The organism is Burkholderia sp. NLJ2 (assembly GCF_049487195.1).
GTDB classification, from domain to species: Bacteria; Pseudomonadota; Gammaproteobacteria; order Burkholderiales; family Burkholderiaceae; genus Burkholderia; species Burkholderia pyrrocinia.
Window position 1 is genome coordinate 2,244,175 of the sequence record NZ_CP137810.1, and the last position, 13,973, is coordinate 2,258,147.

The 13,973-nt window shown below is 67.3% G+C and carries 14 protein-coding genes and 1 riboswitch; of the genes, 3 read left to right on the top strand and 11 right to left on the bottom strand.

All coding sequences use genetic code 11. The features are described 5' to 3' along the window. From R9B84_RS32455 to R9B84_RS32465, 3 genes are all read right to left on the bottom strand, one after another. Positions 1 to 1,485, bottom strand: coding sequence for a TolC family protein (locus tag R9B84_RS32455; RefSeq protein ID WP_423761521.1), 1,485 nt, complete (start codon positions 1,483 to 1,485; stop codon positions 1 to 3). After that, positions 1,482 to 1,778, bottom strand: a complete 297-nt coding sequence (locus tag R9B84_RS32460; protein ID WP_423761522.1) for a hypothetical protein — start codon at positions 1,776 to 1,778, stop codon at positions 1,482 to 1,484. The genes R9B84_RS32455 and R9B84_RS32460 overlap by 4 nt, the downstream gene beginning before the upstream one ends. A gap of 88 nt (positions 1,779 to 1,866) precedes the next feature. Then, entirely contained in the window at positions 1,867 to 2,259 is a 393-nt protein-coding gene (locus R9B84_RS32465) for a hypothetical protein (protein ID WP_423761523.1), read from the bottom strand. Positions 2,260 to 2,526: 267 nt separating this feature from the next. Here R9B84_RS32465 and R9B84_RS32470 point away from each other — a divergent pair, with 267 nt between their 5' ends. Together R9B84_RS32470 and R9B84_RS32475 are read left to right on the top strand one after the other, a co-directional pair. Continuing rightward, complete coding sequence (locus R9B84_RS32470; protein ID WP_423761524.1) at positions 2,527 to 3,198, top strand: heavy metal response regulator transcription factor; 672 nt, start codon at positions 2,527 to 2,529, stop codon at positions 3,196 to 3,198. Beyond that, positions 3,195 to 4,613, top strand: a complete 1,419-nt coding sequence (locus R9B84_RS32475; RefSeq protein ID WP_423761525.1) for a heavy metal sensor histidine kinase — start codon at positions 3,195 to 3,197, stop codon at positions 4,611 to 4,613. Before R9B84_RS32470 ends, R9B84_RS32475 begins: the two co-directional genes overlap by 4 nt. Positions 4,614 to 4,635: 22 nt before the next feature. Here the strand turns inward: R9B84_RS32475 and R9B84_RS32480 are convergent, their stop codons facing one another. The 4 genes from R9B84_RS32480 to R9B84_RS32495 form a co-directional block, all read right to left on the bottom strand. Further along, the gene (locus R9B84_RS32480; RefSeq protein WP_423761526.1) at positions 4,636 to 5,844 is read right to left on the bottom strand and encodes an MFS transporter; all 1,209 of its coding nucleotides are present in this window, start codon (positions 5,842 to 5,844) and stop codon (positions 4,636 to 4,638) included. A gap of 105 nt (positions 5,845 to 5,949) precedes the next feature. Next, entirely contained in the window at positions 5,950 to 6,135 is a 186-nt protein-coding gene (locus R9B84_RS32485) for a DUF1289 domain-containing protein (RefSeq protein ID WP_423761527.1), read from the bottom strand. Between the two features lie 2 nt (positions 6,136 to 6,137). After that, positions 6,138 to 7,139 (bottom strand): CDF family Co(II)/Ni(II) efflux transporter DmeF, encoded by a 1,002-nt coding sequence (gene dmeF / locus R9B84_RS32490; RefSeq protein ID WP_423761528.1) that lies wholly within the window; start codon positions 7,137 to 7,139, stop codon positions 6,138 to 6,140. 11 nt (positions 7,140 to 7,150) lie between these two features. Beyond that, complete coding sequence (locus tag R9B84_RS32495) at positions 7,151 to 7,426, bottom strand: metal/formaldehyde-sensitive transcriptional repressor (protein WP_423761529.1); 276 nt, start codon at positions 7,424 to 7,426, stop codon at positions 7,151 to 7,153. Between the two features lie 116 nt (positions 7,427 to 7,542). After that, positions 7,543 to 7,721, top strand: a riboswitch (yybP-ykoY riboswitch). Positions 7,722 to 7,792: 71 nt separating this feature from the next. Between R9B84_RS32495 and R9B84_RS32500 the strand changes: the two genes are divergently transcribed. Further along, positions 7,793 to 8,803, top strand: a complete 1,011-nt coding sequence (locus R9B84_RS32500; protein WP_423761530.1) for a sodium:calcium antiporter — start codon at positions 7,793 to 7,795, stop codon at positions 8,801 to 8,803. A gap of 238 nt (positions 8,804 to 9,041) precedes the next feature. Here the strand turns inward: R9B84_RS32500 and R9B84_RS32505 are convergent, their stop codons facing one another. The 4 genes from R9B84_RS32505 to R9B84_RS32520 are packed head-to-tail and all read right to left on the bottom strand — an operon-like array spanning position 9,042 to position 13,972. Next, positions 9,042 to 9,629: a PqiC family protein gene (locus tag R9B84_RS32505; RefSeq protein ID WP_423761531.1), complete on the bottom strand. Its 588-nt coding sequence runs from the start codon at positions 9,627 to 9,629 to the stop codon at positions 9,042 to 9,044. Then, positions 9,626 to 11,242, bottom strand: a complete 1,617-nt coding sequence (locus tag R9B84_RS32510) for an intermembrane transport protein PqiB (protein WP_423761532.1) — start codon at positions 11,240 to 11,242, stop codon at positions 9,626 to 9,628. The genes R9B84_RS32505 and R9B84_RS32510 overlap by 4 nt, the downstream gene beginning before the upstream one ends. Next, entirely contained in the window at positions 11,217 to 12,506 is a 1,290-nt protein-coding gene (locus R9B84_RS32515; protein WP_423761533.1) for a paraquat-inducible protein A, read from the bottom strand. Before R9B84_RS32515 ends, R9B84_RS32510 begins: the two co-directional genes overlap by 26 nt. Continuing rightward, positions 12,503 to 13,972, bottom strand: coding sequence for an efflux transporter outer membrane subunit (locus tag R9B84_RS32520; protein ID WP_423761534.1), 1,470 nt, complete (start codon positions 13,970 to 13,972; stop codon positions 12,503 to 12,505). The genes R9B84_RS32515 and R9B84_RS32520 overlap by 4 nt, the downstream gene beginning before the upstream one ends. Position 13,973 lies beyond the last annotated feature (1 nt).

The window sequence follows — 13,973 nt, forward strand, 5'->3', positions numbered from 1 at the left end:
TCAATGACCTTCAGGATGCGTTGCGGGCGCCGGTTGCGCCGCGGGTGAGGAAGCCGGCTGCGGCGCAGCGTCGGTTTTGGGTTCGGGTTCGGCGGAAGCCGCCGCGCGCGGCGCGGGGCCCGCCGTCGGCAGCCGGCCGCCGACGGCCATCTGCAGATCGGTCTCCGCGAGCCAGTAGTCCTTCAGCGAATCGATGTAGCCGTTCACTGCGCCGACCTGTTCGCGCGCATCGGTCAGCAGCTCGAACACGCTCGCGAGCATCCCGTTGTAGCGCAGCAGCAGTTCGTCCGAGATCGTCTTGCGCAGCGGCACGACTTCGTCGCGATAGTGTTTCGCGACGTCGTAGCTCGTCACGTACGCCGCGTACGACTCGCGTACTTCGGAGCGCGCATCGATGGCCGTCTTCGCGAGCCGGTTCGCCGACTGCATGTAGACGGCCTCGGCCCGCGCGACCTTCGCGCCGCCCCAGTCGAACAGCGGAATCTCGACGCTGATCTCGTAGCCGTGCTCGTGGCCCTTGCCGGTCTCGTAGTTGTTCACGTAGCCGAGATCGACCGCGTTGACGAAACGCGTGGCCTTGCTGAGGCCGAGCGACGACGCGACGCCCTGCGTCTGCAGCTTCGCGGCCTGGATGTCGAGGCGGTTGCTCATCGCGAAGCGTTCGAGATCGGGTAGGTCCGGGCGTGCTTTCGGCAGGTCGGGCAAACGGTCGGGCAGCGCGTACTGCGTGCGCTCGCCCCACAGCCCCATCGCGCGTGTGAGCTTCTCGCGCGCGGCCACGGCCTGCTGGCCCGACTTCGCGTGCTGCGCGACCGCATCGGCATGGAACGCCTGCTCGCGCGCGTAATCGAGCCGGCTGAAGTTGCCGGCCTGCCGCATGCGCTGCGCGAGTTCGGCGGCCGCGCTCGCCGATTCGCGCACCTGCTGCGCATAGTTCGCGGCCTGCTCGGCGGCGACGGCCTCGACATACGCACGGCGCGCGTCGGCCGCCACCTTCAGCATCGCGTCGGCCGTTTCGAGCTTGGTCTGCTCGAAGCGGCGGCGCTCGATGTTCGTCGCGAGCGGCATCGTCAGCAGCGCGAACACGTTCGCCGAAAACGTGCGGCCGAGCGTCAGTTCGCCGTCGCCGGCGCGGGTGCGGCTGAACGAGAAACGCGGGTTCGGCAGCCGGCCGGCCTGCACGAGGTCGGCCTCCGACAGCCCGAGCTCCGCGTACGACGCCTGCAGGCCCCGGTTGTTCAGCAGCGCGACCTGCACCGCGTCGTCCATCGACAGCGGTTTCGCGAGCAGTTCGCGGGTCCGCTTGTCGACGGCTTCGCTGTCGGCATCGGTGCGGACGACGACAGCGTCTTTCCCGATCCGCTCCGATGCGGTGGACGACACGGCGTCGAAGCCGCCGTCCTTCGAAAACGTCGTGCAGCCCGCGAGGAACGCCAGCACGACCGCAGCCGCGCCGATCCGCGGCGATATCGCCAGGTTCTTCATTGCGCGGACCCTCCGTGCATCGAATGGGCGCCGCCATTGCCCGCCGGGTTGCCGGGCTTCGCGTGGCCGGTCGTGCGCGCCTTCGCGGGCCGTTCCATCACGTCCCGGTTCAGTTGTTTCCAGCCCGGGCCTTCATCGTCCCGATACGGCCGGTAGCCGTCGAACGCGGACGTCACGGTGACGTCCGGCACCGTCGCGGCGGCGTCCGCCGGATCGGGAAACGGGGTTTGCGCAGGCGCGAGCGACGGCACGAGGGCCGCCGCGCTCAACAGCGCCGCAGTGATCAATCGCATGAACAAGTCTCGTCGTGAGTCGTCCGGCGGACCGCGTAGGGCCGCCAGCGTGGATTGCGGGTCGCGGCCGGGCGGCCGCGGGCAGGGACTAGACGGGCATCCGGCGAGGCGGCCGCTCGATGCCGCCGGTCAGGAACGACACGACGACCGCCGAAGGCGGATAAGACGCGATCGCGATGCGGGCGTCCGACACTGCCGGCACCGAGGGCACGCCCGACATGCCCGTGCCGAAGCAGCAGGACACGCAGCCGGCGCACGACAGCGCATGACTTGCGTGGCTGTCGTGGCTGTCGTGGCTGTCGTGTTCGGCGTGGCTGTCGTGTTCGGCGTGGCTGCCCTGCGCGACCGGCATCGTGTGCGGCGCCGCTTCCCCATGCGGCACGGCAGCGCCCGCGCACTGCATCGAAACGGTCGCGAACGACTGGATCGGCAGGCTCAGCGCCAGCAGCACGACGAGGATGAATTTGCGCCAGTACGACATGGAAACGGAATCAGGCAAGCAACGACCGGGTGGGCCGGCGCAGCGCCGCGACGGCGCGCTCCGGAGACAAGACGGCTGCAGCTTATCGCCGCCGCCGTGACGACGACATGGTCGAAACATGACCGGATTGTCATGAAACGCGGGCGAAACGGCGAGTAAGCACTTCATGAAAATTCCGTCATCCGGCGGTCATCCTTCGCGCACGCGCGGCACCGTAAGCTCAGGCGTTACACTGACCGGCTGGAATCACGGACAGCCTGCCTCACCATGCGGATACTGATAGTCGAAGACGAACCCAAGATGGCGTCGTACCTCCGGAAGGGGCTGATGGAGGCGAGCTACACGGTCGACATTGCGGAGAACGGCAAGGACGGGCTGTTCCTCGCGCTGCACGAGGATTTCGATCTCGTCGTGCTCGACGTGATGCTGCCGGAGATGGACGGCTTCGAGGTGCTCCGGCGGCTGCGCGCGCAGAAGCAGACGCCGGTGCTGCTGCTCACGGCCCGCGAGGCGATCGAGGACAAGGTCGCCGGGCTCGAACTGGGCGCCGACGACTACCTGCTCAAGCCGTTCGCGTATGCCGAATTCCTGGCACGCATCCGCTCGCTGCTGCGGCGCGCGCCGCGCAACGTGCGCGACCTCCTGCAGATCGCCGATCTCGAAGTCGACCTGATCAAGCGCCGCGTGCGCCGCGCCGACAACCGCATCGACCTGACCGCGCAGGAATTCGCGCTGCTGCAACTGCTCGCGGAACGCGAGGGCGAAGTGCTGACGCGCACCTTCATCACGTCGCAGATCTGGGACATGAATTTCGACAGCGACACGAACGTCGTCGATGCGGCGATCAAGCGGCTGCGCGCGAAGATCGACAACGCATACGACAAGAAGCTGATCCACACGATCCGCGGCATGGGCTACGTGCTCGAGGATCGTTCGTGACCGCCAGCCCGGCTTCGTATTCGCTGCTGCGGCGCCTGACGCTCGCGTTCGCCGTCGTCGCGGCGCTCGTGTTCGCGCTGACCGGCGCGTATCTCTATCGTTCGCTGTCCGCCGAACTGAAGCGGCGCGACGACATCGAGATCTCCGGCAAGCTCAACCAGTTCCTGCAACTCGCGCACGCGAGCGGATCGACAGCCGCGCTGCGCGACGATCCGGCCGTGTTCCACGAAGTGCTGCTGTCACATCCGGGCGTCTATCTCGGCATCTACGACGGGCAGAACCGCCCGCTCGTCGAGCACACCGACGACGCCGGCAACACGCTGGCCTCCGTGATCGCGGCGCCGCACCCGGCCGGCAGAACCGGTGGACCCGGCGGCCCGTTCACTTGCTCGCCGCCCGGCATCGGCACGTCGCGCTGCGTGTATGCGCGCGACACGCTGCCGTCCGGCGAGGCGATCCAGGTCGCGCTCGCGCGCACGGCGACCGATCGCCAGTCGCTGCTCGAAAGCTATCGCGTCGACATCTGGCTCGCGGCGGCCGTCGGCGCGTTGCTGGTCGGCGCGCTCGGTTATGCCGTCGCATCGCGCGGCCTGCGTCCGGTCGAGAGCCTCGGCCGGCAGACGTCGCGCATCGAGGCGCACAACCTGAACGCGCGTCTCGATGCGCGCGGCGGCCCCGTCGAACTGCGCGAGCTCGCGACGTCGGTCAACCGGATGCTCGACCGCCTCGAACGCGCGTTCGTGCGGCTGTCGCAGTTCTCGTCCGATCTCGCACACGACATGCGCACGCCGCTCGCCAACATGATCAGCTCGTCGCAGATCACGCTGTCGCGCGCACGCACGACCGAAGAATACGAAACGCTGATCGATTCGAATATCGAGGAATGCGAACGACTGCAGCGGATGATCGAGAACATGCTGTTTCTCGCGCGCACCGACAACGCACGACAGCACCTGAAAACCGCCGAACTCGACGCGGGCAGCGAACTGCGCCGGCTCGCGTCGTATTTCCAGGCGCTGGCCGACGAGGCCGGCGTGCGCATCGACGTGCATGGCGAAGCGCCGGTCGTCGCGGACGCGACGCTGTTCCGGCGCGCGGTCAGCAACCTCGCGTCGAACGCGCTCGAACACGCGGAAGCCGCGTCGACGATCGAGCTGGCCGTGTCCGCGCAAGCCGGCTACGCGGTCGTCGAGGTCACGAATCGCGGCGCCGCGATTCCGCCCGAACAAGTCGACCGGATCTTCGAGCGCTTCTACCGCATCGATTCGTCGCGGCACGGCGCGGCAAGGAATGCGGGGCTCGGGCTCGCGATCGTCAAGTCGATCATGGAGCTGCATCGCGGCAAGGTCGAGGTCGTGAGCCGCGACGGACGCACGACGTTCGCGCTTTACTTTCCGCGCGGCACCGACAGCTAGACCGTTCGCCGCCGGCTTGCGATCACCGGGCCTGCGCAGCGCCGAACGATCCGCGCAGGCAGACGAGCAGCATGATGGTCGCCGCGCTGAACACCGCCCCCGCGTAGAACGTGGCCGCGGCGCCCACCCTGTCCCACAGGAGGCCGGCGACGACGCTCGATACGAGCGTCACGACGCCGCCGAGCAGATTGAAAACGCCGAACGCCGTGCCTCTCAAGTCGGACGGCGCGGCATGCGCGACCATCGTCGCGAGCAACCCCTGCGTCATCCCCATATGGAGCCCCCACAGCGCCACGCCGACGAGTACGGTGCCCCAGTGCGTGCCGTGCGCGAGCACGAGGTCGGCTGCGATCAGCATCACGAGTCCGGCCACCATCAGCTTCGTGTGGCTCGTCGTGTCGGCGAGCTTGCCGAACGGGTAGGCCGACAACGCATACACGACGTTCATCGCCACCATCACGAGCGGAACGAGCGCGACGGGTACGCCGCTGCCCATCGCACGCAGCACCAGGAAAGCCTCGCTGAAGCGGGCCAGCGCGAACACGGCACCGACGGCGACGACCCACCAGTAGCGGGCGCCGAGTTGTTTCACGACGTCGCGGCGGATCGGGTTGATGCGCTTGTCGCCCGGCGCGCGCGCCGGCTCGTCGATACCGAACGCGAGCAGCGCGACGGCCAGCATGCCCGGGATCACGGCCAGCCAGAAGGCGAGGCGGAAGTCGTCGCGCCACCTCAGCATGATGACGACGGCCAGCAGCGGCCCGAGAAACGCCCCCACCGTGTCGAGCGACTGCCGCAGCCCGTACGCGGCGCCGCGCAGGTGGACCGGCGTGACGTCGGCCACGAGCGCATCGCGCGGCGCGCCCCGGATTCCCTTGCCGATCCGGTCGACGATCCGCGCCGTCACCACGACGCCGATCGTCGGCGCGATGGCGAACAGCGGCTTGCTGAGCGCGCCGAGCCCGTATCCGGCAACCGCCAGCCACTTGCGATTGCGCAGATAGTCGCTCAACGTGCCGGAGAACACCTTGACGACCGGCGACGTCGCCTCGGCGATCCCCTCGATGACGCCGATCGTGGTCGCGCTCGCGCCGAGCCCCGCCATCAGGAACATCGGCAACAGGCTGTGGATGATTTCCGACGACACGTCCATCAACAGGCTGACGCAGCCCAGCACCCACACGCTGCGCGGAATCTGACGAAGAATGCCGGTCGACGGTTCGGTCTGCATGGGGCGCTCTCGATTCGGGAATCCCGACACGGGACGCCATCGATACTACTGCAGGCCCGTGACACGCGGCACGCATCGACTGTCGCGCGTGCCACGCGTGCCGCCCTATTCCCCCGGCTCGCGCCGGATCTTCGTCTGCCGGCGTGAGCGGTCGTTCAGTATCTGGTGCCGGCGATGGTCGGTCAGCTTCTTCCAGTCGCGCGCCTCGTCGCGCGTGCGCAGGCAGCCGACGCAAAAACCCGTTCGACCGTCAAACGCGCACAGCTCGATGCACGGCGATTTCACTGCCACGATCAGGCCGCCTTCGCGTGCGTCATCACTTCGACGGTCACATGCGACACGCCGTCGAAGCGCGCGATCAGCGCGTGATAGAAACGCGCATCGCGCGCCGTGTCGCCGGTTTCGACCGACACGATCGCGCTCATATGCCCGGGGCCCACGCGCCAGACGTGGAGATCGTTGACCTTGTCGCCGAGCGTCTCGATCGCGCGGCGAACGTTGTCCGCCAGCTTGCGGTCGACGTTGACGTCGAGCAGGATGCCGCCCGTATCGCGCATCAGTCCGTAGGCCCAGTTCGCGATCACCAGCGCGCCGACGATGCCCGCGAGCGGGTCCATCCAGACCCATCCGAACGCGCGCGCAAGCAGCAGGCCGACGATGGCCAGCACCGAAACGGCCGCGTCGGCGATCACGTGAATGTAGGCCGACCGGATGTTGTGATCGCGGTGGGCCGCCGCGTGCGAACCATGAGCGTGATGCGCGTGATGCTCATCTTCGTGATCGTGGTCGTGGTCATGCCCGTGATGATGACCGTGGCCATGCCCGTGATGGTGGTCGCCGCTCAGCAACCACACGCTGGCCAGGTTCACCGCGAGCCCCAGCACCGCGATCGGAATCGCTTCGCTGAAGTGAATGGGCACGGGAGACAGAAGACGCGCGATCGCCTCATAGCCGATCAGCAACGCAATCATCGCCAGCACGATCGCGCTCGTGAACCCGGCGAGGTCGCCGAGCTTGCCCGTGCCGAACACGAAGCGCTGATCGTCGGCATGCTTGCGCGCATAGGTATAGGCCAGCGCGGCGATCAGCATCGCGCCCGCGTGCGTCGACATGTGCAGCCCGTCGGCGACGAGCGCCAGCGACCCGAACAGCGTGCCGCCGACGATTTCAGCCACCATCATCGCCGTGCACAGGCCGATGACCATCCACGTCTTCCGTTCGTTCTGCTCATGTGCGGCGCCCAGAAATGCATGGCTGTGCCTGCCGCCGGCCGCCGCGCCGTTGAATTCGTTCATTTTCGTTCCGCTTACTTGAAATAGCTGTGGACGACCTCGATCAGCTGCTCGGTCGCGCTGCCTTCATGCGCGTCGGGCGCGTCCGCATCGACGAGGTGCGACCGGATGTGGTCTTCCAGCACGACGGCCAGCAGGCCGTTCATCGCGCCCCGGCAGCTCGTGATCTGCTGCAGCACGTCGTTGCAGCCGCGCTCCTCTTCGAGCGCGCGCTCGATCGCTTCGACCTGGCCCCTGATACGGCGCACGCGGTTCAGCAGCTTCTGTTTTTCGCGAACTGTGTGACTCATCGATTGCTCCTGTATAGGGTGGGGGAGTATATCTTCAAAGTGTTTTCCATATAGGGTAGAGGGGTATATTTTTTCGAGATGAAGGCTTGTCGAAAGAAATCCGCTCGGCTAGACTTGCGCTCGTCTTTGGGGAGTAGCCTGCTTTCCGTCCCCCGGAAAGCGAACGCGTCAACACACTCGGCTTTCAGCCGTGGCGCGTTCGACCGAGTCGGTTTGGCGAGACCATGGGCGCATCGCGTCGTTCCTGGTCGGACGTCGGCGGATGCGCCATGGTTCGTCAGCGTCCGACCACGGAGTCCCCATGTTCCTCCCCGCCTTCCCCCCGCGCCTCATCGCCCGCTACGCACCGGCCTGCGGAGGCGTCGCATGACTTTCATGTTCCTCGAACTGGCGTTCATGCTGGTCGTCATCCTCGTGGCCGCCGAGGTCTTCACCAATGCGCTCGAACATCTCGGCGAACGCCTGAAGATTTCCGAAGGCGTGACGGGGTCGCTGTTCGCAGCCGTCGGCACCGCGCTGCCCGAAACCATGGTGCCGCTGCTCGCGCTGGCCGGCGGCACGGCGAACCAGGCCGTGAACGAGGAAATCGGCGTCGGCGCGATTCTCGGCGCACCGCTGATGCTCGCGACGCTCACCACCTTCCTGATGACGCTCGCCGTGATCCGATCGCGCGGGCTGCGCGGCACGATCGCGCCCGAGCGCACGGGTTTCGTGCGCGACATGAACTACTTCCTCGCCGCGTTCTCGCTGGCCACCGCGGCGATGTTCGTCCCGCATCACAACTGGGCCGTGCGCGCGCTGCTCGCCGCGATGCTGGTCGGCATCTACGTGATGTACGTCGTGATGACGTTCCGCGCGTCGAGCCAGCTTGTCGATGCCGGGCACGGCACCGAGGCGCCGCACACGATGTTCCTGGCGCGCACGGGCCTGCCGACCAACCTGGCGACCATCGCGCTGCAGTTGCTGCTCGGCGTCGCGCTGCTGGTCGGCGGTGCGAAGGGCTTCATCCACGGCGTGGAAGGCGTGTCGCACGTGCTCGGCGTATCGGCGCTGCTGCTGTCGCTGATCATCGTGCCGATTGCCACGGAACTGCCGGAGAAGGTCAACAGCGTGCTGTGGATCCGCCGCAAGAAGGACACGCTCGCGTTCGGCAACATCACCGGCGCGATGGTGTTCCAGGGCACGCTGCTGCCGGCAATCGGCATCATGCTCACGCCGTGGGAGCCGCGGCCCGAAGTGCTGACCGGCGTGATCGTCACGCTCGCGGCGGCGGCCTGGCTGCGCGTCAATGCCCGCACGCGCGGGCTCGCGATCTGGGCGTTGCTGGCGAACGGTGCGGGTTATGCGGGATATCTGTTCCTGACGCTGGCGCGCTGAACGCGTCGGGATGCGTTCGGTCGTGCGTCGGCCTGCAGCACGTATGCACAGCCGGGCGCATCCGCACACGCTCGTACCAGGCGCGCAGATTCGCATACCGGCTCGGGTCGATATCCGCGTTGTACATCCCGTCGCGCTGCGCGCCGCGCTGAAGGAAATCTTCGACGGCAAGAGCGGGTACCGCGACAGCAGGCGATGGCGCTCGAGCGGTACGCGTGATTCGCTTCGAATCGCCTGGCTAACGCAAGCTCGCCCGGATGGCCGTGGCGATATCGCTGCTTACCGCGGCAAGCGCGCGATCGTGCGCGGCGATGAGCGCGTCGTATCCCTGCCCGTGCACGACTTCGCGCGCGACCGAGCGACCCGCGATCGCCACCGCCTTTCCCGGTGGCAGTACAGCCCACAGCGCTTCGATCGTGACCGAATCGCGCGGCGCCGACTCGAAACGCATGACGTCCACACGGACGCGCCATGCAGGCGCCATGTTCGGTCCCGAATCAAACACATTCACTCGAGCCGAACCCAGCAGTTGGCCGATATCGGCGGCAATGACACGGGCAATGTCCGTCTTCAGCGGTTCGGCCCATCGGGCGAACTCGTCGAGCGATACCTGGTTGCCGGCAACGCGCGTGACGATCTGCGGGCGGTCGACAAGTTCCGGCACCGTCACCGGGTTGACCACGACGCTCACGGGCATAGCGGTGCCCACGCCGGTAAGCGTCGCGTCGGGACTCAGCGTGTAGAAGCGGGCTGTCGGCGAACTGCCACAGCCGCCGAGCAGCCCGACCAACAGCGCGACGGCCTTGATCGAACGGACGCGCTTCATGGCCGGCCCTCCGTCTTGCCCCGCACCAGTGCTTCCGGATGCCGCTCGAGGTAGTCCGCCAGCGTCCTGAACGCCGCGGCCGTACGGGCGATCTCACGCATCGCATCGCCGGTGTTCTGCTGCAGCTCCGAGCCCGGCTGCAGCGCGCTGTTCGCCGAATCGAGCGCGGTGTGCGCCGATGCCAGCGTATCGCGCGCCTGCGGCACCACGGTATCGAGCTGCTTGAGCAGCAGGTTGGCGCTCGCCAGCGTCTGTTGCGCGTTGTTGCCGATCTTGTCGAGCGGCATGCCGTTGAGTTTCGCCATCAGGCGTGTCACCGAATCCTGCAGCGATTGCAGCGATCCCGGAATCGCTGGCAGTTCAGGCGGGTTGGCAGCCCAGTCGATCGAAGCCTTCGCCGCTTCCGGAAAGAAATCGAGTGCGACATAGAGTTGCCCTGTCAGCAGGTTGCCGGTCCTCAACTGCGCGCGCAGCCCGCGCTCCACAAGCAGGTTCGCCAGTTGCTCGGGATGCTGCGAAAGGCGCCCGCCTTTGGCGCCTGTCCGGTAGCGCGACGTGAAACGCTCCGGATAAAGATTGAATTCGACGGGAATGCTGAACTTGCGGGTTTCGCGATCGAAGCGCGTATAGATTCCCGTCACTTCGCCGACCGCCACGCCGCGGAAATCGACGGGCGCTCCGACCGCCAGGCCGCGCACCGATTCGGTGAAGTTCACCAGATACTTCTCGACGATCCGGTCGTGCCGCTTCATCGCCTCCGCCCGGTCGCGGAACAGCGTGAACGGCGCGTCGGATGCCGCGACCGGCTGATCGAGCGAATCGACGGGCGTCTCGAACGCGATGCCGCCAATCATGATCGACACCAGCGATTGCGTTTCGACCCGCAAGCCGTCGGGGCTCAGCGCGACGTCGATGCCGCTCGCGTGCCAGAAGCGCGAATCGGCGTTCACGAACCGGTCGTACGGCGCATTGACGAACGCGCGCAGGGTCACCCCCTTGCCGTCCGGATCGAGCGCGTAGGTGACGATTTGTCCGACCTGGAGCCGCCGAAAATAGACGGGCGAGCCGACGTCGACCGATCCCATGTCCGCGCTCTTCAGCACGAACTCGCGTCCGGGCTCGTCGCTCGTGAAAACCGGCGGGGCTTCGAGGCCGGTGAACGCGCGGCGCGCGCCCTTCGCATCGCCGACGTCAGCGCCGATGAACGAGCCGGACAACAGCGTGCCGAGGCCCGACACCGTGCCGCCGGCAATGCGCGGGCGCACGACCCAGAAGCGCGTGTTGTCGACCAGCAGCGTCGTCGCGTCCTTGGAGATATCGGCGGTCGCCACCACGCGCTTGTGATCGGTGGACAGCACCACCGACCTGACGACGCCGATATCGACGTTCTTGAACTTGATCTTCGTCTTCCCGGCTTCGAGACCTTCTCCGGTCCTGAAGGTGATCGTGATCGTCGGGCCTTGTTCGATGACGGCCTTCACCGCCAGCCATCCGCCGATCAGCACCGCGACAATCGGCACGAGCCACACGAGTTGCATGCGCCAGCGCGAGCGCGTCGTGGCGACGGCGTCCGGTATGTCCGGCATGTCAGGCTTCTGCTCGGGGCCACCCATGATGCTGCTCCACTGTGTCCCAGATCAGGCGGGGGTCGAACGTCGTCGCCGCGAACATCGTCAGCACCACCACCGCCCCGAACGCGATCGCCGCAGGACCGGCCTTGATCGTCGCCAGCGCCTGGAACTGCACGAGCGCGACGAGCATCGTGATCACGTAGATGTCGAGCATCGACCAGCGCCCGACGAATTCGACCATCCGATAGATGCGCGTACGCTGTTCCTGCAGCCATCGCGACTGCCGCTGGACCGTGAACGCCAGATACGCGAGCGCGAGAATCTTGAGCAGCGGCACCGCGATGCTCGCGACAAACACCACGACCGCGAGCGGCCACGATCCGGACACCCACAGATAGACGACGCCGCTCAGGATGGTGTCCTTCTGCGCACCGAACAGCGAACTCGTGTACATCACCGGCAACACGTTCGCGGGGATGTAAAGGACCATCGCGGCGATCAGGAGCGCCCACGTGCGCGACACGCTCGCGGGTTTGCGCAGGTGCAGCGCCGCGCCGCAGCGCGGACAGGCCAGGCCGTGCTCGCCGGCCGGCGCACGCGCGAGCTGCCCGCAATCGTGGCACAGCACGAGGCCGCATTCGGCGGCGGTAACGGCGCCGCGCGGCATTGGCATGCCGCTGCCGCGCCCGTCGCCACGGCCCTGCGCCGCATCGATCCGCGACCACAGTTCATGCGCATCGAACGAAGCGCCGGCGGCGGCGAGCACGAGCATCAGCCCGCCGAACGAATAGAGCGCGACGCCCGTCACGACGCTCGCGATGTGGGCCAGCTTGACCAGCGCCACCAGCAAGCCGAGGATCAGCACTTCCGTCATCCCCCACGGGGCCGCGAGGTGGCAGAGCCGAAACACGAGCGCCGCACACGCGGGCACGCGGTTCATCCGCAGCGGCACCAGCAGCCAGAGCATGCCGGCAATCTGCACGAGCGGCATCAGCATCGTGGTCGCGAACACGAGGCCGGCGAGCGGCCAGATCCCGTCCGCATACAGCACGCGCACGGATCCGGCCAGCGTCGTCTCGACAACCGTCCCGCCAACCGACAGGCCTACGATCGGGTACAGGTTGGAAATGACGAACAGCACGCCCGCGGCCGTGGCAAACGCCAGCGCACGCGTCAGGCTGTCCTCGCGGTTCCGGTAAAGCTCCGCATGGCAGCGCCGGCAACGCAGCGCGCAGCCAGGCGCCACCGGCACGTTTCGCTGCAGCAGGTCGCATTCGTGGCAAACGATCAGGCCGGCGCGGTTCATCTCGGCCCCTCGCCGGCCACGGGCCGATCGGCGGCGGCGTGCGGCCGTGCGGTCATCCGCTCGGCCGTGACGACCCAGCCCCCGCCCATCGCCATGTAGAGATTGACGAGCGACGTGAGCGTCGCGCTGCGCGTCTGCGTGTACGACAACTCCGCATTGAACAGCGTGCGCTCCGCGTCGAGCACCTCGATATAGCTCGTATAACCGCCCTCGTAGCGCAACCGCGCGAGCCGCTCGTACGTGCGCAACGCGTCGATCTGGCGCGCCTGCGTGGCGAGTTGCTCGCGCGACTTCTGCGATCCGATCAGCGCGTCCTCGACCTGCTGGAACGCGACCTCGATCGCCTTCTGGTACGCGTAGAGCGCTTCCTGCTGACGCGCCTCTGCCTGGCGGACCTGGCCCGTAATGTTGCCGCCGGTGAAGATCGGCAGCGTCGCCGATCCGGCAAACGACCAGACGCGCGCGGGCCCGGTAAAGAGATTCGAGAACTGCGCGCTGACCGAACCGAACAGCCCGGTCAGCGAAATCGACGGGAAGTACAGCGCGCGGGCTGCACCGATCAGCGCGTTCTGCGCGATCAGGTTCTGTTCCGCCTGCAGCAGGTCGGGCCGGCGTTCGAGCAGATCCGCCGGCAGCCCCGCGGGAACCGCGGGCGTCTCGAGCTCGGCGAGCGCGCGGCCGCGTACGATCGAGCCGGGATTGCGGCCGAGCAGCACGGACAGCGCGTCCTCCTGTTGTGCAATCTGCGTTTCGAGCTGCGGGATGGTCGCAAGCGTCGTCTCGTATTCGGACTGGCTCTGCGCCAGCTCCATCTGCGACACTTCGCCCCCGTTGAAGCGCGCCGTAAACACCTTGACGGAGTCCGCGCGACTCGCTGTCGTCGCTTTCGCGATCTCCAGCTGGCGGTCCAGGCTGCGCAGCGTGATGTACGACGATGCGACCGACGCCACGAGCGTCAGGATCGTCGCGCGCCGCGCTTCCTCGCTCGCACGCAGGTTGGCACGCGCAGCTTCGGTTTCGCGCCTGACCTTGCCGAACAGGTCGAGGTCCCACGTTGCGGACAGGGTCGCCTGAAACTGGTTCGAGACCGACGGAACCGTCGGCGGCAGCGGAATCGCGCCGCTTCGCGACGAGCGCTGGCGCGTGGCGTCGAACCCGGCGGCGACTTGCGGAAACAACGCCGAGCGCGTGCTGACGAACTGACCGAGGAATTCGTCGACGCGCGCCGACGCAACCTTGACGTCGCGGTTTTCCGCCAGCGCGGTCGCGATCAACGCGTTCAATGTCGGGTCCTGGAACTGCTCCCACCACGCGCTGTTGGCGACGTCTGCCGCCTCGCCGGACGCGAACCGGAACGACGCCGGCGCGTCGACCTGGGGTCGCACGTAGTCCGGGCCGAGCAGGCATCCGCCCAGGCCCATCAACAAGACCGGCGCGCAGAGGCGCCAGAACGCGGCGCGTCGCATG

Bases quoted from the DNA above. Each gene is read 5' to 3' on its own strand.
- R9B84_RS32455 (WP_423761521.1), bottom strand. From the start codon at position 1,485: ATGAAGAACCTGGCGATATCGCCGCGGATCGGCGCGGCTGCGGTCGTG.
- R9B84_RS32460 (WP_423761522.1), bottom strand. From the start codon at position 1,778: ATGCGATTGATCACTGCGGCGCTGTTGAGCGCGGCGGCCCTCGTGCCG.
- R9B84_RS32465 (WP_423761523.1), bottom strand. From the start codon at position 2,259: ATGTCGTACTGGCGCAAATTCATCCTCGTCGTGCTGCTGGCGCTGAGC.
- R9B84_RS32470 (WP_423761524.1), top strand. From the start codon at position 2,527: ATGCGGATACTGATAGTCGAAGACGAACCCAAGATGGCGTCGTACCTC.
- R9B84_RS32480 (WP_423761526.1), bottom strand. From the start codon at position 5,844: ATGCAGACCGAACCGTCGACCGGCATTCTTCGTCAGATTCCGCGCAGC.
- dmeF (WP_423761528.1), bottom strand. From the start codon at position 7,139: ATGAACGAATTCAACGGCGCGGCGGCCGGCGGCAGGCACAGCCATGCA.
- R9B84_RS32495 (WP_423761529.1), bottom strand. From the start codon at position 7,426: ATGAGTCACACAGTTCGCGAAAAACAGAAGCTGCTGAACCGCGTGCGC.
- R9B84_RS32500 (WP_423761530.1), top strand. From the start codon at position 7,793: ATGACTTTCATGTTCCTCGAACTGGCGTTCATGCTGGTCGTCATCCTC.
- R9B84_RS32505 (WP_423761531.1), bottom strand. From the start codon at position 9,629: ATGAAGCGCGTCCGTTCGATCAAGGCCGTCGCGCTGTTGGTCGGGCTG.
- R9B84_RS32510 (WP_423761532.1), bottom strand. From the start codon at position 11,242: ATGGGTGGCCCCGAGCAGAAGCCTGACATGCCGGACATACCGGACGCC.
- R9B84_RS32515 (WP_423761533.1), bottom strand. From the start codon at position 12,506: ATGAACCGCGCCGGCCTGATCGTTTGCCACGAATGCGACCTGCTGCAG.
- R9B84_RS32520 (WP_423761534.1), bottom strand. From the start codon at position 13,972: ATGCGACGCGCCGCGTTCTGGCGCCTCTGCGCGCCGGTCTTGTTGATG.